Raw genomic sequence first — 21,082 nt, 5'->3', positions numbered from 1 at the left:
CATTGCGTTGTCACCCTGAGCGGAGTCGAAGGGCAATGCAAGATGCTACTTTTTCAATTCCGCATAATGTTTGAAAAACAGCGGGATCGTTTCAATGCCTTTGTAATAATTGAACAATCCATAGCTCTCATTCGGCGAGTGCAGTGCGTCGATATCCAGGCCGAAGCCCATCAGAATGCTCTTGCAGCCCAATTCCTGTTCGAAAAGCGCGACAATGGGAATGCTTCCGCCACCCCGGGTAGGGATTGGTTTTTTGCCAAATGACTCTTCCATGGCCAGTTCGGCCGCACGATATTCAACCGAATCAGTCGGAGTTACGTAGGGTAAGCCGCCGTGGTGAGGTACTACTTTTACCTTCACAGATGCCGGTGCGATGGATTCGAAATGCCTGGTGAAAATTTCGCAGATTTCGTCGTCGTTCTGGTGGGGCACGAGGCGCATCGAGATTTTGGCATGCGCTTTGGATGGCAGCACGGTTTTGGCTCCTTCGCCGATATAGCCGCCCCAGATGCCGTTTACATCCAAAGTAGGGCGTACAGAGGTTCGTTCGATGGTCGTATAGCCCCTTTCGCCCGCGACGTCGTCGATAGCGAGGTCCTTTTTATATTCTTCCAGATCAAATGGCGCCGCATTCAGTGCGGCGCGCTCGGAGGCGCTTAATTCCTGAACCTTGTCGTAGAAGCCCGGGATGGTAATATGCCCGTTTTCGTCTTTCAGCGAGGCAATCATTTCGCAAAGGACGTTAATCGGGTTCGCAACACCACCGCCGTACACGCCCGAATGCAGGTCGCGATTGGCACCCACAACTTCCACCTCCACATAGGTAAGTCCGCGGAGGCCGGTTTCAATTGAGGGAACGTCGTTAGCGATGATACTTGTGTCGGAAATGAGGATCGTGTCGCATTGCAGCATTTCCTTGTATTTTCGGACAAATGTCCCCAGGTTGGACGACCCGATTTCTTCTTCCCCTTCAATCATTACCTTCACGTTACACGCGAGCGTACCCGTGGCGAGCATAATTTCGAGGGCTTTGATATGCATATAAAACTGCCCTTTGTCGTCGCAAGCTCCGCGCGCGTAAATGCGGTCGTTCTTGATCACCGGCTCAAATGGGGGCGAATTCCAGAGTTCGTAGGGATCCGCCGGCTGCACGTCGTAATGTCCGTAAACCAGCACGGTGGGCAATGCTGGATCGATGATCTTTTCACCGTAAACCACCGGGTGGCCTTCGGTTTCGAAGATTTCAGCACGGTCGGCACCGGCTTCGGCGATGCGGTCGCGCACATATTCCGCGGCTTTGAGCATGTCGGGTTTGAACTTCGAATCGGCGCTTACCGACGGAATGCGTAGCAAATCGAGTAGCTCGTTCAGAAACCGGTCGCGGTTCTTTTCAATATATTCTTGCATTGAATGGTTGTTTTAGTCTTACTGAATCGGCGGTCAAGTTAAAAAAATAACCCCTAAGGTTGTGCCTCAGGGGTTAGGATTAACAAGGGTTAGATTAAGAATATCAGCTCCGGGCTTTCGATTTCGCGAAAATATTCACGCGGTTTTCGTTACCGTTGAGCAGGCGGACAATGTTTTTCTGGTGCGTAAAAACAACCAGGATGAACATCGTAAATCCGAAAACGACCAGCAACGGCTCAGGGTGCCCGAAAGCGCCTGTCCAGGAAAGTACCGGAAATGCCAGCGTCGCGAGGATCGAGCTCAACGATACGTACTGAGATGCAATTAGTGTCAGAATAAATATAGTAATACAAACGGACGCCAGTTCAGGATGAATAGCGAGTACCATTCCGAGCAGCGTGGCAATACCCTTGCCGCCTTTGAAATTCACGAAAATAGGGAAGATATGGCCGATAATAGCGATGATCCCGAAGATGATCTTATACATCAGGAGCTCGGTTTCGCCGATTTCGTTCATATAAAAAAGCATGGAAGCGAGGCAAGTGGCCGTCCAGCCTTTCAGTACGTCGATGAGCATTACAACTGTCCCGGCGCGTTTGCCTAATACCCGGAACGTGTTGGTGGCACCCGCGTTACCGCTGCCGTGTTTCCTGACATCTATTCCAAAATACCCAATGCCGTACCAGACTGAACTTGGGATGGAACCCAGCAAATAAGCAGCAACAATCGCAACTATTAATAAGGCAACACTCATTTTGTACTATTCAAAGATAAATTTAAATTACAAAAAGTTTTTCTCAAAAATACGATAGTTGGAGGATTTTACAAGCGAATGTGGTGTAAAACTACATTTCAGTATACTATTTTTCAAAAATTAGCAGAAACTATTGTGAATACTGCCAATCACATCAGAATCCTTCTGTGGCTTCCGCTTTTTTCTTCTTTTCTTCGGCTTGGGATGGCGCTGCCTTCTTCTTCGCAGTTTTCACGAGCTTCGCTTTCTTAAGGGCAGGTTGATAGAAATCGTCGAAGCGGTTAACAAACATTTCCTTCTCTTCAGTTCCAATGCTTACCAGCGTCATGTCCTTGGATTTCACATTCTTAGACTTCGCGACGATCTCGTCATTGAAATCCAGCATCGAAGAAACGACGCCCAGCTCGCCGGCTTTCAGGTCGAAATAATACCATACGTCCGGAGAAGCTTCCAAGTAAAGGCTAAACTCATCGCCTTCCACCCCGCGGCGGAGTTCCAGCACGCCGGTCATTTGTGCATTGATATTATTGCGGCCAAAATGCGACACGCCTATGGGGCCCTGCGAGTAGTACGCATTATGCACGGGCGACCAGTGCAGGTTCACATTCGAAAGTACCATGGGCATATCCAGCAGCGGCGAAGCTTCGAAAATCGGTTTGTAACCCCCGGCCGTCAGTTTCATGTAGGCATCCACACCTTTCGGGCCGATTAGTGCGGATAGTTTGCGGTTCAGCTGTTCGGGATCGTCGTCTGCGGCGGTGCTGTTCGATTCCGCGAGATTCGTTTCCACGATTTTGGCAGCGAGCGTGGGAGCGATCGGCGTCAACGCGGGCGCATTGAAGAGCAGCATGGTGTTGAATCGGAATTTCGAGCTATCCACCTGCACCTCGGCGCTCCCGACTGTTTGCAGCCAATTAGCCTGCATGAGTTTAAATGGCCCTGCGAAAGTGGCGAGGCCGGTTTTATCGTCAAAGCTTAGTGCACTGCCTTCGTCGATCAGTCCGTCGGCACCCGGTGGCGGGTTTACACGAAATGCTTTTTTATCCTCGTCGTAGCTCAGGTTACCTTGCGCCTGGTAAATATCCTCGTCCCCGTCCGAATCCTTCGGCGACAGGAAGCTCATGTACATACCCTTTGCTTCATTATAATGTAATCCGACAGAAAGTGGGATCTCATGCTCGTTTTTAAGGTCCTTATTGATTTTGATGGAAACCGATTCCCCCGGAGAATCCTTGTATACGATCCATGAACTCTGGAAATCCTTCCGGAACTTGATCACCGGTTTCACGAAACCATCCAGTTTCAGCGACGGCTCGTAGGCAACGAGGTTAATGGCGCCTTTATATTGAATGCGTGGTGACAGGAAAAGGTTTTCCGCTTCCTTGATATCTGCTCTTGCCGTGGTATAATACTTCACGCCCGGCGTAGCAGCTTTGTCTTTCGCTTTGCGCTTACCTTCCTCGCCCGATCCTACTTCCACGAGCTCGAAATTCTGCATTTTGATATTGAATGTATCCTTCCGCGCTGTAATGTACTGGTAAGTCGCCGAACCTTCGAAATGGTTTCGGGAATCGATGCGGATGTCGGCGTCGCGCAGGTGATGCGAGACATTCAGCGTATCGATCTCAATGCGCGCCTTTTTCAGCGGAACGATTTTACCTTTGCTATCAACGGCTACCATGCCGCGGTCCGGAATGATTTTCACGTCGGCAGTTTGAATGAAAGGCACCCCCCGGATATTCAAAGTCACTTTTTCGATGTCGTAAATGGCCTCCGAGCCGTTAAAGGTCAGGCCTTCCTGGTCCGGATCCGTAGAAGTATAGGAAGAAGTTTCACCCAAACCTTTCATCAGGATCGTCTTCTTGGTCATGTCCCATTTGGCGCTTCCGATGAGCGTCTGGTAGGAAGCGGTCGGGATTTGCATACCCGAAGAGTCATTCCCGAAACCCGATTCGTCGGTCACGAAGTTGGCAATGCCGGTTTTGAAGTTGAAATCAATATTGACATTGTTACCGGTCAGCAGCTTTTTGGTAGACTTCACATCCGCACTGTTGATCGCAAATGAGGATTTGTTAGCCAGAAACCCATCTTTATTGAACTTGATATCGGGCGACGTAAGCTCGGAATCGGCTCTTTTCAGCTTACCGTTTCCGTACAGGCCCGTCGAGCGCAGCAGCAAACTACCTTCCAGATTGGTCGTTCCCTGGTGGAACGCGAAGGATTTACCCGTGGTGCTGATAAACATGCTATCCGCATTGGGATACCATTTCAATGCATAATCCTTCAATGCCACTGCGGGGAAATAGCCCTTGCCAATCGTGGCTTCCTTAATGCTCGCCACATCGCCGGTTGCCATCAGGGAGTCGGAGGTAAGCAACACATTTTTGGCATTCATCGAAGCCGACAAGTATTTCAACACCGCTTTCGAATGCAAACCGGTGTTGTCCATGGTGAGCGTGTCGGTAAACTTCGCCAGTGCTTTGCCCTCGTACAGTTTTATGTCTGTAACCGGCGGTTTGTAGTCAAACCCGAGCGAGTTATCGGGCATGCTCTTCAAAATGGTCTGAATAGGCGGGATAATGCCATTGGAATTAAATGTACCCTCGAAAATGACGTCGCGTTGGTCGAGGCCGTCCATATCGATCTTGGGGATCTTGAAAAACACCTCCCTTGGGTAAAGCACGGTCCCTCGTTCCGGCTGGTCGAAATAGACGATCATACCATCGGGCACGACGAGCCTGGGTGACTTTTTAATGCCTTTCTGGATTCCCGACTTGTTTTTCGGATCGCTGAGATAGAATGTACCGCCTTTTTCATACTTCACGTGTCCCCCGACTTCGCCTTTCTGCCCTTTCGCGAACTTCTCGCGGGGCGTAAAGGTGATCGAATCGGACGGCGCCACATTCACGAAAAACTGGTTATAATCGAATTTGATATTCTGGCCGCGGAACTGATAGTTGGATGCGACCATCTGTCCGTTCAGCGTGAAATTGCGGTTTTTGCCAATAATCACCTTTTTGTCGGACGGAACGGCATATATTTTCAACGAATCGCTGACGATGAATTTCGAAACGCCCAGTACCGTGAGCATGGTATCGGGCAAGTAAATCGTCGCGTTGGCGACCTCATCGTTGGCTGCAAACTGGCCGCTCACCTGGAAATTGTCATAATCGGCCTTGTCCAGGTTGGCCAGGACGTACATCACGCCCTTTTTACTCAATGCGTATTCATCTGTTTCTTTATTGTAAATGAAATAGTCGTCGAGCGCGAGCCTTTGCAATGCATTGCGGATAATCGTCGGATTCTGCTTGAATTTGGTAGCGAGTTCTTCCGGCAGAAAAGACGTTTTTTTGGTCGTCTGCGCATAATTGGCAGCCATGATCAGCGGCTGGAAGCCAAACTCTTTGTTAATCTCCCTGAAACGCTCTTTTTTAAAATAATCGAAGGATTCGAGGCGGACTGGCACTTCTGTCTTACCATTAATCCGCAAAAACTCCACCTTATCGGTCGGGAAGCGCCAACGCATGGCTTGTGACCAGATATTCATTTTGTGATAGGAATCGCGGTAGGGAAGCGGGCCGTAGTCGGTTTTGTCCATCCGGCCGAGCCTTACCAGCCCTTCGTCATCATTGTATTTAAATGTAACGCCCGGGTGGATCAGCGAATCCGCGCCCAGCGGCATCGAGTACAGCGCAAAACTGGCTGTAAAAACGGAGTCTTTCAGCGCGAAACGCTTGCTGCGCGCCGTGAATGCCGGTTTCTCCTGGTATTTGACCTTAATGGTCGAATATTTGTCATTTAAAGCCGAGCTATACCTGTCCAAACCGATGAGCGAATAACCGCCCTTGTAATCGATATTCTTACGGACTTCTTTCAGTTTGGCATCGATGTCATTTGAAACGAAGCGCGGATATTGTGCCGGCTGGCCTTTGATGCGTTTCACACCGCGATATTCCACCGTTCCTTTGACCGGCGCCGCCAGGTAGTTGTCCGAATGCAGGGTACTGTTTTCGGCAACGAGTTTGGGGTGATTTATATTAAAAGAGTAGGCGTCGAGATCTGCATAAATACTTGAATCGCCCGCGGTTTGCCAGGTAAACTTGCCATTTTTACCGACAAACACCCCATCACGAAGGGATACACTGCCATTTGCCGGCCCGAAAACAATTGAATCGCCGCCGGCAACCATGGCAAAAGTGGCATTTTCAAGATCCATTAGTGGGCCTGCAATGACCGGTAAAGGGACCGGTTTTGTCGGCGCGATCACAAAGTTGGAGTCCACCGGAGTGTCCCAGCCGTCGTTAGCTGCCTGGGTTTCTTTGGCTACGGTCGTGTCTGCTTTTGTGTCGAACCTGTATTTGAAATCCCCGCCCAGCAAATAGAGCGTATTATAATTGCTGGCGTACAATTTGTTGCTTTCGGTGATCGGCAGGCTGGTTTGAAGTATCTTTTGGAAGGTTTTCGCATCGTATTTGTCGCTGGCATTGGCTGCTACGTCGAGGAAGCCATCCAGCTTATCGGGCGATTTTTTGGCCAGTGCCTGGGTGTTTCGGATGAGTAATGCCAGCAACGGCCCTCCTTTTTGCCCTTTTGCCACCTGCGTTTTGACAATCCCGATGAATTTCGCCTGCTGTTGTGCATTAACCCCCGACATCCAGACGCTGTCCAGCTGGGCCGTCGAGCGGATAAATTGGGGGTTCCGGCTGCCGTCCATGATCTTCCGGAGTTGCGGCATGAACTGCGCGGGATCGTCCGACAGTTTGACACCCTGTGCCATTGCGTTTTTTCCGATAAAAGTCAGCAGGTAGAGCAGTATGGCAAAGCGAAATATCTTCATGGTTTGTAGCTGTTAGCTTTCAGCAATTAGCTAATGGACTATTTGATTTTTTCAAAAACAACGGTTGCCCATTGGTTGCGCGTATTGGAGCGGAGTTTTTTCAAACCGTTTTCCATTGCACATTTTTCAATATCGGCCTGATCGGTTTCATAAAACCCGCTGGTGACAAGCCAGCCGCCTGGTTCCAGATGTTTTACATACGTCGGAATCTCCGCAAGCAGGATATTCCGGTTGATATTCGCCAGAACCCCTCCGAAAATTTTTTCTTCAGGCACATCCTGAATTGTTCCCTGAAACACCTCCGATTCGGCAGCAAGCCCGTTCATCGCAAAATTCTCGCGGGTATTTTCCACCGCCCATTCGTCAATATCGAAGCCCAGCAGATGCGAAGCGCCCAGCTTGTGCGCCAGAATGGCCAGGATCCCGGTCCCGCAACCTACATCCATGATCGAAAGACGTTCATGAGGCAGACTAAGTTGCTCGTTCATGACCAGCCACGTCGTTTCGTGATGCCCCGTACCGAACGACATTTTGGGTTGGATCAGCAAATCGTATTTAAAAGAGGGATCGGGCTCATGAAACGTTGCCCGCACGCGCACCTGGTCACCTACCTCAATCGGCTCGTAGCTTTTCTCCCATTCCTCGTTCCAGTTTCTCCTTTCTAACGATTTCCAGGTTGCGGCTATTGTCGTTAAATCCAGGTATTTGGCCGTTAAGTCATGGATCGCCTGCTCGTCAAAATCGCCCTCCTGAATGTAGGCGAGCAATCCTTCATCCGTTTCTACAAACGATTCAAACCCCGCTTCGCCCAGCTCTGCCATCAATATCTCCGAAAACTCGGGATCCACTTTCAAATCCAGTTCGATGTAATTCATTGTAATTGGTTATTGGTAAAAATTGTGGGGTGAAGGTGTTGAAAATTTTCAGGAATGCAAGCAAGTGGCTTGTAAGGATTGTTTCAAGCGTTTAATCCGCTCTTGGATTTTCAAATTAATACCGGTATTTTTAAATCAAACTTTAAAATAACGGGATTAATTTTTTAAATATGTTTCCCAGGACGATCGAAAAGGAAATCATTGAACTGGTATCGGACACACCGGCGATAGCGTTGCTTGGCCCCAGGCAGGTCGGCAAAACTACACTTGTCAAACAGCTAGCCACGCAATTTGCCCATCCCAGCATTTACCTCGATCTGGAATCCGACACCGACCTTAACAGATTGCGGGATGCCGAACTATATCTTGGAGAAAGAGAGGAATCTACGATTATCATCGACGAAATTCAGCGTATGCCGTCACTTTTCCCCTTGCTAAGATCATTAATCGATAAAAAGCGCGTTCCCGGGCGATTCGTTCTGCTCGGTTCAGCTTCGCCGGATTTACTCAAAAATAGCTCGGAAACGCTGGCAGGACGGATATCCTACCTGGAATTACATCCGCTAATGTTCGAAGAAGTGAAAGAAAAGGTCTCTTATCGTGAGCATTGGCTGCGCGGCGGCTTTCCTGATGTTCTGCAGGCGGCATCCAATAATTCCGCATTTCGGAAAATGGGAGATTTCATAAGTACTTATCTCGAAAGAGATTTGCCGTTACTGGGCATTCCTGCCAGTCCGCGTGATATGCGCTTGCTCATGAATATGCTCGTGAGCGTGCATGGGAGTTTACTGAATGTATCACAACTGGCGAATTCGCTCAAAATGAGTGTTCCAACAGTTCAAAACTATCTGGGCTATCTGGAAAATGCCTTTTTGATCAGAAGGTTGCAGCCGTGGTTCGTGAATATCAGTAAAAGGTTAGTGAAAACGCCGAAACTGTACATTCGAGATAGTGGAATGCTTCATTCGCTAGCCGGAATTACAGATTCCGAAGAGCTGGCAGGGAATATCTTGCTGGGCAACTCGTGGGAAGGTTATGTAATACAACAAGTAATTGCCGGCCTGCCTTACAACATTCAGCCCCATTTCTATCGTACGCAAGACGGTGCCGAACTGGATCTGGTGCTGGTAAAAGGCAACAATGTCAAAGTGGCGATCGAGATTAAATACACCAACAGCCCGGTACTAAGCAGAGGCAATACATTGGCCCGGGAAGATCTCGGAAGTCCGCCATTGCTGGTTGTAACACCATCCGCAGAGGATTATAATTTGAGAGAAAATGTGATTGTTTGCAGTATTGGGACGTTGGCGGAGCATTTGGAGAGGCTGTTAAAGTAGAAAACCCACCGATTTTTTCGATGGGTTCTATTATTAAATGCCTCCAACTTACGGCTTTCGCCGCTTCGCGGCCAGATCATGCGCCGTGTCATAGTACGATCGCAAGTTCATCCAGTCAAACACATCCGAAATGTTCTCGACGCGGTTGCGTTGCATAATGCGGTCGCGGCGCTGCATACGGACGAATTTGAATAGGATATCGGCCAGTTGGTCTGCGGCTTGCGAGAAGGTCTGCGATTTGCGGTTGATGACATAAATGCCCCGGTTTTCGTAGTCACGCATGATTTGCATGATGTAGTCGCCGAAACCTGACAAGTCGCTGGTGACTGTCGGAACACCGCGGACGACACATTCGAGTGGGGTATAGCCCCAGGGCTCGTAGTAGCTCGGGAAAACGCCCAAATGGCAGCCGCGCACAAATTGTCCGTAATCCAGACCGAATAATGGATTGGTCGAAGCGATAAAATCCGGGTGATAAACGATTTTGACGCGGTCGCGCTCGTTGTTGACCAGGTTTGCACGCTTGCAGAAATCGGTAATGCCGTCTTCCTGTTTGAGGTCGTGCGTGACAAATGCGGGAAGCTTGTCGGTTTTCCAGCTCTGGATCGTCCTTCTCAAACGCAACCGCCAGTATTCATCCACAAACTCGTTCAAATCGGGCATTTTGTGATCGGCTCCCGAAGCAGTGGCAAGGAAAAGCTTTTCACCTACTTCTTTCTCGATGGCCGTACAGGTCTCCTGCAACTCGTTCAGCACCGCACGCGATTGCAGAACATCAGGGTTGACCGACGTATAGGGCTGTTTCGTTACAATGAACATCACCACTGTCATATCCATATTGGCCTGCACCATTTTCCAGTTCAGGCGCGCCAGGGCTTCCAGCGTGAGGTCGTAACCTTTGTTGGAATACTCATAACGGCCGGAAGTAAAGAAATAGAGCGTCTTGTCCAGGTCGAACGAGTAGCTGGGAAAGAAATGCCCCATCACAAATTCATGGATGCGTTCCTTATGCTTCAAATGCAGGTTCTGGAATTCGTGTACCGCCTGGAAGCGTACGACGTTGAGACCGTTTGGCGTAACCAGGTCGGGCATACGGCCGAGGAACACTTCGCATTCGCGGGCGGTAACGTCGCTTACCGTAGTGAGCACGTGAGCACTCAATGCTGCCTGGCGTTCAATTGAGCATTGCGCAAGGATACCGTAGTTTTTAGCTTCCTGTTCCCAGTCGAAGAAAGGCAGTTTGTTATAAAAACCCGATACATTCTGCGCCAGGTAACGGCCCAGCATGGTCGCGTGCGTTGTGAACGTCATGGCGATCTTGACATTCTCGCGTTTCAGCTCCGGGAGCCCGGTACTTGCCATCCATTCGTGGAATTGCGCCGAGATTTCTTCGCGTTTAGCATTCTCTTCCGCGTATTCTTTCAGGAATATACGTACGAGTTCTCCAAAACAAAGTGTCTGATTGACAAGGTGTTCGACGTTGATCGTCGGGATACGGTTCTTTTCCCAGAGGTTAAATTTGATCGCATCGAGCTGGCCCATAATGCTGTCGACATCGAACAGCACCACGCGGGGCTTCCCGGTCACGAGCCAGTAGCCGTAATACACCGCGAAACCCATATCACGCATCCGCTTCACGACCCGCCCTGCCGGGGAGTCGTCCAGATCGTGAATCATTTCAAATTCGGAAGACGCTTTCTTTTCGAAATAAGGCCCAAGGAGAAAATAGTTCTCTTCCCATTTCTCAACCATGGCGGGCACCTTGGTCCTTATTACGGTATATATCCCTCCAACTTGATTACAAACCTCCCATGCAACTTCGAACAGGACGTTTTTCTTAGTGGTTTTGACAAATGGTTCCAATTAGGGTACAGTTTAAGCGTTACTAGGGTATTTAATGGGACTCTGCTTCCGGTTATGTCACAAAAATCCTTGTTATTACACAATAAATATGCAGAAAAATAATTCAGAATTACAACACCTGAATGTTTGCGCACACAGCCGGAAAGCCGGTTTAAAACATCATTCCAGGGTCAAAATATAACTAAGTCAAGAAAAGGCAACTAGCGCCGATTTTCATATACCGATCCAAATCAATCCGTTATTGCTCGAAATTAAGACGGTTGTCGGCTAACTTTGTTCCAAAATACGTTACTTTGGTTGGATTAACATTTTGCATTGGTCAGATAGTGAAAAAATTTAAAATTGTTGCGCTTTCCTTCGTTATTATCATGTTTTTGCTGGAAAGTTGCATGGCTCAGAGCGCGGAAACAGAGAGTAATCTGCCCCCGAAGAGAGAGTTTAGAGCGGTCTGGATTGCCACTGTCGACAATATTGATTGGCCAAGCAGCAAGACCCTTCTCCCCGAGGAGCAGCAGGAGGAATTCTCTGAGCTGCTTGATTTTCACAAGCGGGTAGGGATGAATGCGGTGTTCGTGCAGGTGCGCGCGGCGGGAGATGCTTTCTATGCCAAAAGCCCCGAACCATGGTCGGAGTGGCTCACGGGCGTGCAGGGGCGCAAGCCCGAGCCTATGTGGGACCCGCTCGACTTCATGATCACCGAGGCGCACAAGCGAGGCCTTGAATTTCATGCCTGGCTGAACCTCAACCGCCTCGTGCACAAATCTTCCAAAAGCGTTTCAGCAGAGAATATCAGCCGACTCCATCCGGAATGGATCCTGACTTACGACGGTTATAAGCTCTTCGATTTCGGGATCCCGGAAGTGCGGAAGTTTATTACCGATATGACGGTCAATGTCGCAAAGAACTATGATGTCGACGGCATTCATTTCGACGATTATTTTTATCCATACGCCGCTCCGGGGCAGGTTATTCAGGACGATGCGACGTTCCGTAAATATTCCGACGGCTATACCAACAAGGCCGACTGGCGCCGCCACAATGTAGATCTATTGGTAAAACAAATCCACGAGGCGCTCGAAGCCTTGAATCCGCGGCTCAAATTCGGGATCAGTCCATTCGGTGTGTGGCGTAATCGGGACCGCGATGCGGAAGGTTCCAAAACTTTCGGAGCGCTGGCGTCGTACGACGATCTTTTCGCGGATAGTCGCCGATGGGTGAAAGAAGGCTGGATCGATTACATTGCACCGCAGGTGTATTTCTCGTCGGGTTTCAACAGGGTACCTTATAAAAACCTCGTAGACTGGTGGACCGAGAACTGCTTCGAAAGACATTTATATATTGGTATGGGTGCTTACCGCGTCGGATACAAGGATAAAGACTCACATTGGTCGAACCCCGCAGAGATCCCGAATCAGGTCCGGTACTTCCGCGATAGTGAAGCTGACGGGTCGATTTTTTTCAGTTCAAGATCTTTAAGGGCTAACAGTCTGGGGTTTGTGGATTCGTTGAGAAGGGACCTTTTTAAATACCCGGCATTGATCCCGACTATGCCCTGGAAGGATAAAATTCCGCCGCTGTCCCCGAAAAGCCTGAAAGCCACGCTGCTTTCGCGCGGCATTGAACTTACATGGGAACAGCCTGATGAAGCCGCCGACGGCGATAAGGCCTGGTACTACGTCATTTACCGCTTCCCGCCCGACGAAAAGGCCTCCGCCCACGATCCGCGCCGCATTCTCGGGATGTGTTATGAAGGCGAAAAGTTTGTGGATATGACTGCCGAGGCGGGCAAAAGATATGTTTATTATGTTACGGCGGTGGATCGGCTGCACAACGAAGGGCGGCCGATCGGGCCGTTGCGCGTGGAGGTACACGATCAGAAGCTAGTCAGGTTTTAGGTATGAGCAATTCTATTCAATACGAATATAAACCCGAGCATTTCATTGCTTCGGCACCTACCAAATACAATTCGGAAAACCTCCGTACGGAGGAGATGGTGCTCAATATGGGCCCGCAGCACCCGTCGACGCACGGTGTATTGCGGCTGGAAGTAGTGACCGATGGCGAAGTTGTGATCGACGTCGTGCCGCATTTGGGTTACCTGCACCGGTGTTTCGAGAAGCACGCCGAGTCACTGCCATTTAATCAGATTATCCCTTATGTGGATCGCATGGATTACGTGGCTGCGATGAACTCCGAGCATGCCTATGTAATGGGTGTGGAAAGAATGCTGGGTATTGAAAACGATATTCCCAAACGTATTGAGTATATCCGCGTCGTGGTGGCCGAGCTGAATCGGCTGGCCTCACACTTTGTCGCACTTGGTACGTACGCGATGGACATAGGCGCGTATACGCCCTTCCTGTGGATGATGCGCGACCGCGAGCAGATATTGCGCCTGCTCGAATGGACGTGTGGCGCGCGGATGCTGTACAATTATATATGGATAGGCGGATTATTCTACGACCTGCCCGTCGGTTTTGAGGAGCGCTGCGGCGAGTTTATCAAATATCTGAAACCGAAGCTCACCGAACTACAGCAGCTAGTGGTGGACAATAAGATATTCATTCAAAGGACCGCAAATGTGGGCGTGTTGCCATTGGATGTTGCTATTAATTATGGTTGTACGGGCCCCATGTTGCGCGGTTCGGGTTTGCGATATGATTTGAGAAAAGTAGACGGCTATTCCGTTTATCCCGAGCTGGATTTCGAAATACCCATTGGCGAAGGCAAGCTGGGCAAAGTGGGCGATTGCTGGGACCGTACCTGGGTGCGGGTGGTGGAATGCTGGGAATCTGTGAAAATCATTGAGCAAAGTCTCGTACGGTTGCAGGGAGATTACAAAAGAACCCGTGATTTCGACCCACAAGCTATTGTTCCTAAAAAGATTCGCCCGAAAGCGATGGATTTCTACGTGCGTGCGGAGAATCCGAAAGGGGAGCTGGGCTTCTATTTCCGGACGGACGGCCGCTCTGACATTCCGGTGCGTTGCAAGGCGCGGGCTTGTTCCTTTAATAACCTTTCGGTAATTGGTGAAATATCAAAAGGCGCATTGCTGGCTGATTTGGTCGCGGTGATTGGCTCTATCGACGTGGTAATGGGAGAGGTCGACAGGTAATTTTTTAGAATAGTATATAAATGCAAAGAGCCGCATCAAGCGGCTCTTTGCATTTATACTGTATGCGTCGATTATGCTTCCGCAGCTACACCTACCAGGTCATGCTTTGCCAGAAACTCAGCGATCTGTACCGCATTGGTAGCAGCTCCTTTGCGCAAGTTGTCCGCTACGATCCACAGGTTCAGTGTTTTAGGCTGAGATTCGTCGCGGCGGATACGGCCTACGAAAGTTTCGTCTTTGCCGTGAGCCGTTAATGGCATTGGGTACAATGCATTTTTCGGATCGTCCTGCACGATTACGCCTTCGGTTTCGCTCAGGATCTGGCGTACTTCGTCGAGATCGTACTCATTTTCGAACTCGATGTTAACAGCCTCAGAGTGACCGCCGATCGTAGGGATACGAACAGTGGTCGCAGTTACCGCGATGCTGTCGTCGCTCATGATCTTCTTCGTCTCGTTGGTCATCTTCATTTCCTCTTTGGTATAACCATTGTCAAGGAATACGTCGATGTGCGGCAGCACGTTGAGGTCGATCTGGTGCGGGTACACTTTGCCTTTGCTGTGGTCGCCGGCGCGCTCGGAGAACAATTGATCCACAGCAGCCTTGCCAGTTCCGGTTACCGACTGGTAAGTGGAAACAACCACACGTTTGATTTTATATTTTTTGTGCAACGGGTTCAGCACCACCACCATTTGAATGGTAGAGCAGTTCGGGTTTGCGATAATTTTGTCTTCTTTCGTCAATTCACTTGCATTGATTTCAGGAACCACCAGTTTTTTGGTAGGATCCATACGCCAGGCCGAAGAGTTATCCACTACTGTGATACCAGCTTCCGCGAATTTCGGTGCAAGGGCCAGTGAAGTACCACCGCCGGCCGAGAAGATCGCGATCTCCGGTTTGGCAGCAATCGCATCCTCGAAGCCGATCACCTTTATCTGTTTACCCTTGAATGTAACTTCCTTACCAACAGACCTTTCAGATGCGACGGCCAATAGCTCCGTCACCGGGAAATTACGCTCTTCGAGCACTTTGAGGATTTCGCCGCCCACCAAACCGGTAGCGCCTACTACTGCGATTTTCATTCTTGCATTAAGATTAAAAATGGATAGAATATGATTTACTCTCTGCGAACGACTTACTCCGCCCTCGCGAAAAGTGCCGCAAATTTACGCAGTTTTTTAAAATGATACCGGAAAATCACCCATTAATGCATTAAAATTCAGGAAGGAACGGGCAAAGCCGACATTTCAGAGTCGTTTACTAGGCTTTTCAGGACTCGGAATGTTGCCGTTTAATTTCTGAAATCGTACATACGCTCAGGCGTAATACACAGGTCGAGCGGGATGTCATACTGATCGATATCCTCAATTGCATCGACTTCTTCAAATAGCGAAAGGCCCATTTTAATGCAATCGGGACGGGTTTGCGGCAGGAACCTGTCGTAATATCCCCCACCGTAGCCGACCCGGTAACCCTGGCGGTCAAACGCAAGGAGTGGGACCAGGACAATGTCGATTTCTTCCGGCCGGATTTTCTCGGACGTCGTTGGGTCTGGCTCGGGAATGCGCCATTGATTCGTGACCAGATGGGTGAAGGGCGTCACCAGAAAATGTTCCATCTCACGCGTACCAGGTATGATGTACGGCGCGGCAATGCGTACGGTCGGGAATGACTTTCGTAACTCGGTTATTATCCGGAACGTATCGACTTCACGAGCGTTTATCTGCGGCAGAAAAGTATGCAGCGTCTGAAATGTTTTGGCTTTGAGATAGTTTGAAAGGTTAAGACAGATCGACTCATTCAGGTGTGCGAGTCCGTCCTGCGGCAGAAGCTTCCTTTTTCTTGAAAATTCGTTTCTCAGCGTAGCCTTATTCAGAACGGTAATTTGCCTCATAATTTCGCGCAGAAGAGAAGGGTCTCCGGTAATGCTCAGCCCAAGGTATGTTTCGGCTTCTATTAAAACGCTTTTCCCACCGATTACAACCCGGATAACCTCGACATCCTGTGAACCTGCCATTCCTCTTTGGGAACTTTCAATGACGGCAGACATACTTTTGAGCACATTTTCAAGTCTTTTTCGAAGACCCTCATCGTACTCATTTCCTATTCGTACGGTTTCTTGTTTTACCATAATTTTACAAAGGAGCTTTTATAAGCGAGGTGAGAAAATTCGTCATTTTTAACCTATTGTTCGTACTTTCACGGTCTGATTTCAAAATCTTTAACTATTGTATAGAATTTAAGACATGAGCAAAATTAAAGTTGACAATCCCGTCGTAGAACTGGATGGCGATGAAATGACCCGCATCATCTGGAAATTTATCAAGGAAAAACTGATCCTCCCTTACATAGACGTAGATATCAAATACTACGACTTGGGTATCGAGTACCGCGACGAGACCAATGACCAGGTGACTATCGATGCAGCCAACGCGATCAAAGAATACGGCGTGGGTATCAAATGTGCGACCATTACACCTGACGAAGCACGTGTTGAAGAATTCGGTCTGAAACAAATGTGGAAATCGCCGAACGGAACCATCCGTAACATCCTCGATGGTACTGTATTCCGTGAGCCGATCGTAATGAGCAACGTACCACGCCTGGTTACTAACTGGACTGCACCTATTATCGTAGGACGTCACGCATTCGGTGATCAATACCGTGCTACCGACTTCGTAGTTCCCGGGAAAGGTAAACTGACCATCAAATTCGAAGGCGAAGACGGCCAAGTGATCGAGCACGAAGTGTACCAGTTCAAAGGTGCCGGTGTGGCGATGGGTATGTACAACATCGACGAGTCGATTCGTGGCTTTGCGCGTTCTTGCTTCAATGTGGCTTTGGATAAAGGATGGCCTCTGTACCTGTCTACCAAAAACACCATCCTTAAAAAATACGACGGCCGCTTCAAGGATATTTTCCAGGAAGTGTACGAAAACGAATACAAAGGAAAAGTACATTACGAGCACCGTCTGATCGATGACATGGTGGCTTCCGCATTGAAATGGGAAGGTAACTTCGTATGGGCTTGTAAAAACTACGACGGTGACGTTCAGTCGGATACCGTTGCACAAGGTTTCGGTTCACTGGGTCTGATGACTTCTACATTGGTTACGCCGGATGGCAAAACAATGGAAGCTGAGGCTGCGCACGGAACAGTAACCCGTCACTACCGTGAGCACCAGAAAGGCAAGCCAACTTCCACTAACCCAATTGCTTCCATCTTCGCATGGACACGTGGTCTGGCGTTCCGTGGTAAACTGGACAACAACCAGCCGCTGATCGACTTCTCGGAAGCGCTTGAAAAAGTGTGTATCGAGACTGTGGAAAGCGGAAAAATGACCAAGGATTTGGCTGTGGGTATCTACGGAAACGATGTGAAACACGGTGAGCACTACCTGTACACGGAGGAGTTCCTGGAAGCGATCGACGCTAACCTGAAAGCTGCTTTGGCATAATATTCACATTTAGTGGTACAAAGCCACCGGTTTCGCGAGAAGCCGGTGGCTTTTTTTGTCGCGGGTACTATTTTAATATATATTACTGGGAATGTACTTAATAAACCCGACCCAGTGATCAAGGCTTTTTACATCGTAACTGCGCTCATTATGCTGACCGTGAATGGTTTGCGGGCCGGAAATGATGTAAATGCAAGGCAAGTCGCTGGCAGGGACACAGTCGCCACGGCCGATTCAGCACAAAAGGTGATGCAAAAGGACCTGATCGACGTGCTCAGAAAGTGGAAATCGAAGGACAAATCGGATTCGGTACGCGTTCCGAAGATCCGCTCCGGCAAGCCGATTTTCTCGCTCGTGCCTGCGGGTGGGTACACGCTGTCGTCCGGACTCACGGGCTCGCTCAATGCGAACATCGCATTCTACACGAGCAACCCCAAAACGACCAACATTTCGAGCATTACCACCAATTTCATTTATACGGAATACAAGCAAATGACCATCCCCGTCCAGGCGAACATCTGGACGAGGCATAATAACTATAATTTCGTAGTCGACTGGCGGTTTTTCAAATACCCGCAGGATACATATGGGTTGGGTATGGATTCTAAAATAAGCGATGCTACGGGTCTGAAATACAAACATTTGCGATTGCATCAGACGGTTTTGAAGAAAATCGGGAAATCGTTTTTTGTCGGACTGGGCTTCGCGTACGACAAAAGGTGGCAAATCATGCAGACGAATAAGGAGGAGAAACTGAACCAGGACATTAAAGATTATGGATTGGGGCACAAATCGTCGTCCGTGGGACCGCTGGTAACCGTTGCTTACGATAGCCGGACGAACTCCATTAACCCGCTCAAAGGTTTTTATAGCAACGTCCAGTTCCGCCCGAACATGACCACCCTCGGCAGCACCAACAACTGGCAATCCGTCGTGATCGACGTCCGGAGATATTTCAACTTCCCGCAAGGTAGTCAGAACACGCTCGCGTTCTGGAATTACAACTGGCTCACCATCGGCAAGCCCCCCTACCTTGATCTTCCTGCTACCGGCTGGGACCCGACCAATAACATCGGCCGCGGCTATATTCAGGGCCGGTTCAGGAGCACTAATCTACTCTACTTCGAATCCGAATATCGCTTTGCATTCACCAAAAACGGCCTTTTTGGAGGCGTAATATTTGCCAACGCGCAAAGTGTTTCCGACTGGCCTTCCAAAACATTCCGCAAAATCGCTCCCGCGGGAGGATTGGGCATTCGTATTAAGGTGAATAAAACCTCCGGCGCCAATATTGCGATTGATTACGGGTTTGGTATGGATGGGTCGAGAGGGCTGTTTGTGAATTTGGGGGAGGTGTTTTAAATTTATAGAAAACACACTATGCTTCCTGATGTACAGACTGATTTTTACGGATCGGGCTTTAAAGAGCCTGAAAGCTCTCCAGAAGAGAGAGGCTGGAAAGATTATTGCTCAGCTCGAAGAACTGGCGGACTCTCCCCAATCCAAAGCTAATGTGAAATGTCTCCAAAACCATCCAAGGGCCGTATTTCGTCTAAGAGTCGGTGATTACCGGGTTCTTTTCAATAAATATAATGAGTTTGAGGTTTTAGAAATTATTGATGTAGGACACAGAAAAGAGATATACTAATGAATCTGAACGCACAAATTATAGAAGAGGACGGCAAGCCAAAGTTCGCAGTTTTGCCGATTGGCGAGTATGAGGCATTACTTAGTGAGCTTTCAGATTTTGAAAGCATCGAAGATCTTTCGGACTATTTGACTGCTGTAAAAGTTAAAGCGGAAACCAAGACTTGGCATAGTCTGGAAGACGTGAAATCGCAACTAGGGATCGACTAGTCTTAGTCTTCCCGTCCCTCCTTCCGATTTGCATCCGCCATCCTGACAATCTTAGGCGAAAACCTCGCCAGCACGGTCACCAGCTCTGACTGCGCGGAAATCACATCTTCAATATTCTTATAAACCATCGGCGATTCATCGAGGTCACCACCAATGAGTTGAATACCATTGTCTTGCAATATTTTGTTCATTTGGCTGCGGGTGGTCGTCGTGAATGCTTTCGTGCGCGAGAGCAGGCGTCCGGCCCCGTGCGAGGCGGAGCTGATGGAGGCGGCGTTGGCTTTACCGCGTATGACGTAGCCAGGCTGCGCCATGGAGCCGGGGATAATGCCCAGTTCGTCGGTGCCGGCGGGTGTGGCGCCTTTGCGGTGAACGATCACTTCGCGGCCGTTGGCGAGCGTTTCCTTCCAGGCGAAATTATGATGGTTTTCGATGATTTTTAATGGCTTTTCGCCCAGCGACTTAGCCATTTTGTTATGGATTTCGTGGTGATTGGCCGAAGCATATTCGCCCGCAAGGTTCATCGCGATCCAGTATTCCTGGCCTTCTTCCGTGTTCAAATCCAGCCACGCCAAATGCGCGGCCTGCTTGGGCAGTACCGTTTTTTGCATGGCCAGTTTGGAATAATAATTGGCGACAGTTCCTCCGAAGCCGCGTGAGCCGGAATGCGAGAGCAGGGAGAGGTACTCGCCTTTCGGTAAATTCAAAAGCGGATCATTTTCAAATACTTCTACGATGCCCCATTCTACAAAATGATTGCCGGTGCCGGACGTACCTAGCTGCCGGTAAGCCTTGTCTTTCAAAGAACGGATCGTTTTGGTGGCTTCCCATTCAGGCTGGTCCATGATGCTTTCGTCGTATTTCCGCGCGGTTTCCCCGCCCATGCCGAATTTGGTATTTTCAGTCAGGATCTTTTTCAGGAAATGCGGCTCGCGTTTGAGGTAATCGGTCGGAATATCGAATACCGACATACACATGCGGCAGGCAATGTCGACACCCACGGCGTAGGGGATTACTTTATCGGCTTCCGTGGCTAATACGCCGCCGATCGGTAATCCGTAACCCTGGTGTGCGTCGGGCATTAATGCACCAGCGACCGATATGGGTAAGCTAACGGCCGTTTCCATTTGTAGTAATGCGCCTTTTTCGATATGCTCTTTACCGAAAACAGCGTAATCCAGCTTGTCTTCGCGGAGATGGAAAGTGTTTTTTGCCTGAGGCTCTTTTTCTACGAGGGTCAGTACTGATTCTTCATTGTAAATCAGTTCTTTGCCGGCGTCGGTGAGTGTGATTTCCGTTCCTGCTTTTTTGAGATCGAAAACCGTTTTGGCCAGATTCGTGAGCTTGTTTTTGGAATAAGCATACTTTTTTGGATCATTCAGCATTTTGACGAGCATCAGGAATACCTTCTCTCTCGGGTATTCCGCACGATCGTGCAGGCCGTTCGCGACGCGCAGGAATGCCGGGCGCAGGTCCTCCGGCACGGTGGCCAGGAAAATGATTTCTTCGATGGTAATTGGTGTGTCCATGGACAAATATCGTTGTTGGTGGCGCCATTTCAAGCAATTAGAGCCCTCTG

General features: G+C 49.3%; 15 protein-coding genes. 7 read left to right on the top strand and 8 right to left on the bottom strand.

What is annotated here, in order from left to right; genetic code table 11:
• Nucleotides 1-45: 45 nt before the first annotated feature.
• The 4 genes from J7619_RS18080 to prmA all read right to left on the bottom strand — a co-directional run bounded on the left by J7619_RS18080 (nucleotide 46) and on the right by prmA (nucleotide 7,873).
• On the bottom strand, nucleotides 46-1,407 hold the full coding sequence (locus tag J7619_RS18080; protein ID WP_291201468.1) for a dipeptidase: 1,362 nt from the start codon (nucleotides 1,405-1,407) through the stop codon (nucleotides 46-48).
• Nucleotides 1,408-1,510: 103 nt separating this feature from the next.
• A complete protein-coding gene (plsY, locus tag J7619_RS18075) occupies nucleotides 1,511-2,161 on the bottom strand; it encodes a glycerol-3-phosphate 1-O-acyltransferase PlsY (protein ID WP_291201465.1) in 651 nt (216 codons plus the stop codon).
• 154 nt (nucleotides 2,162-2,315) lie between these two features.
• Nucleotides 2,316-6,998 (bottom strand): hypothetical protein, encoded by a 4,683-nt coding sequence (locus tag J7619_RS18070; RefSeq protein WP_291201462.1) that lies wholly within the window; start codon nucleotides 6,996-6,998, stop codon nucleotides 2,316-2,318.
• A gap of 38 nt (nucleotides 6,999-7,036) precedes the next feature.
• Nucleotides 7,037-7,873, bottom strand: a complete 837-nt coding sequence (gene prmA, locus J7619_RS18065) for a 50S ribosomal protein L11 methyltransferase (RefSeq protein ID WP_291201459.1) — start codon at nucleotides 7,871-7,873, stop codon at nucleotides 7,037-7,039.
• Between the two features lie 170 nt (nucleotides 7,874-8,043).
• On the opposite strand from prmA, the gene J7619_RS18060 reads away from it, so the two are divergent.
• The gene (locus J7619_RS18060) at nucleotides 8,044-9,210 is read left to right on the top strand and encodes an ATP-binding protein (protein ID WP_291201456.1); all 1,167 of its coding nucleotides are present in this window, start codon (nucleotides 8,044-8,046) and stop codon (nucleotides 9,208-9,210) included.
• A gap of 48 nt (nucleotides 9,211-9,258) precedes the next feature.
• On the opposite strand, the gene J7619_RS18055 is transcribed toward J7619_RS18060, so the two are convergent.
• Nucleotides 9,259-11,073 (bottom strand): glycosyltransferase, encoded by a 1,815-nt coding sequence (locus tag J7619_RS18055; protein WP_291201453.1) that lies wholly within the window; start codon nucleotides 11,071-11,073, stop codon nucleotides 9,259-9,261.
• A gap of 389 nt (nucleotides 11,074-11,462) precedes the next feature.
• Between J7619_RS18055 and J7619_RS18050 the strand changes: the two genes are divergently transcribed.
• Both J7619_RS18050 and J7619_RS18045 read left to right on the top strand, forming a co-directional pair.
• Nucleotides 11,463-12,968: a glycoside hydrolase family 10 protein gene (locus tag J7619_RS18050; protein ID WP_291201450.1), complete on the top strand. Its 1,506-nt coding sequence runs from the start codon at nucleotides 11,463-11,465 to the stop codon at nucleotides 12,966-12,968.
• A 2-nt stretch (nucleotides 12,969-12,970) separates the two neighbouring features.
• Complete coding sequence (locus J7619_RS18045; RefSeq protein WP_291201447.1) at nucleotides 12,971-14,188, top strand: NADH-quinone oxidoreductase subunit D; 1,218 nt, start codon at nucleotides 12,971-12,973, stop codon at nucleotides 14,186-14,188.
• A gap of 71 nt (nucleotides 14,189-14,259) precedes the next feature.
• On the opposite strand, the gene J7619_RS18040 is transcribed toward J7619_RS18045, so the two are convergent.
• Together J7619_RS18040 and J7619_RS18035 are read right to left on the bottom strand one after the other, a co-directional pair.
• The gene (locus J7619_RS18040) at nucleotides 14,260-15,270 is read right to left on the bottom strand and encodes an aspartate-semialdehyde dehydrogenase (protein ID WP_291201444.1); all 1,011 of its coding nucleotides are present in this window, start codon (nucleotides 15,268-15,270) and stop codon (nucleotides 14,260-14,262) included.
• A 209-nt stretch (nucleotides 15,271-15,479) separates the two neighbouring features.
• Entirely contained in the window at nucleotides 15,480-16,319 is an 840-nt protein-coding gene (locus tag J7619_RS18035; RefSeq protein ID WP_291201441.1) for a 5-formyltetrahydrofolate cyclo-ligase, read from the bottom strand.
• A 115-nt stretch (nucleotides 16,320-16,434) separates the two neighbouring features.
• Here J7619_RS18035 and J7619_RS18030 point away from each other — a divergent pair, with 115 nt between their 5' ends.
• From J7619_RS18030 to J7619_RS18015, 4 genes are all read left to right on the top strand, one after another.
• Nucleotides 16,435-17,646, top strand: a complete 1,212-nt coding sequence (locus tag J7619_RS18030; RefSeq protein WP_291201438.1) for an NADP-dependent isocitrate dehydrogenase — start codon at nucleotides 16,435-16,437, stop codon at nucleotides 17,644-17,646.
• Nucleotides 17,647-17,760: 114 nt separating this feature from the next.
• Nucleotides 17,761-19,008 carry a hypothetical protein gene (locus J7619_RS18025; RefSeq protein ID WP_291201435.1) on the top strand — a complete coding sequence of 416 codons (1,248 nt, stop codon included), beginning with the start codon at nucleotides 17,761-17,763 and terminating at the stop codon, nucleotides 19,006-19,008.
• Between the two features lie 28 nt (nucleotides 19,009-19,036).
• The gene (locus tag J7619_RS18020; RefSeq protein ID WP_291201432.1) at nucleotides 19,037-19,294 is read left to right on the top strand and encodes a type II toxin-antitoxin system RelE/ParE family toxin; all 258 of its coding nucleotides are present in this window, start codon (nucleotides 19,037-19,039) and stop codon (nucleotides 19,292-19,294) included.
• Entirely contained in the window at nucleotides 19,294-19,503 is a 210-nt protein-coding gene (locus tag J7619_RS18015; protein WP_291201429.1) for a prevent-host-death family protein, read from the top strand. Before J7619_RS18020 ends, J7619_RS18015 begins: the two co-directional genes overlap by 1 nt.
• A gap of 2 nt (nucleotides 19,504-19,505) precedes the next feature.
• On the opposite strand, the gene J7619_RS18010 is transcribed toward J7619_RS18015, so the two are convergent.
• Complete coding sequence (locus tag J7619_RS18010; protein ID WP_291201427.1) at nucleotides 19,506-21,032, bottom strand: RtcB family protein; 1,527 nt, start codon at nucleotides 21,030-21,032, stop codon at nucleotides 19,506-19,508.
• Nucleotides 21,033-21,082: the final 50 nt, after the last annotated feature.

It is taken from the genome of Dyadobacter sp. (genome assembly GCF_017744695.1).
GTDB lineage: Bacteria > Bacteroidota > Bacteroidia > Cytophagales > Spirosomataceae > Dyadobacter.
The sequence above is the reverse complement of the archived record's forward strand: the minus strand, read 5'-3'. Positions and strand labels throughout refer to the sequence as shown.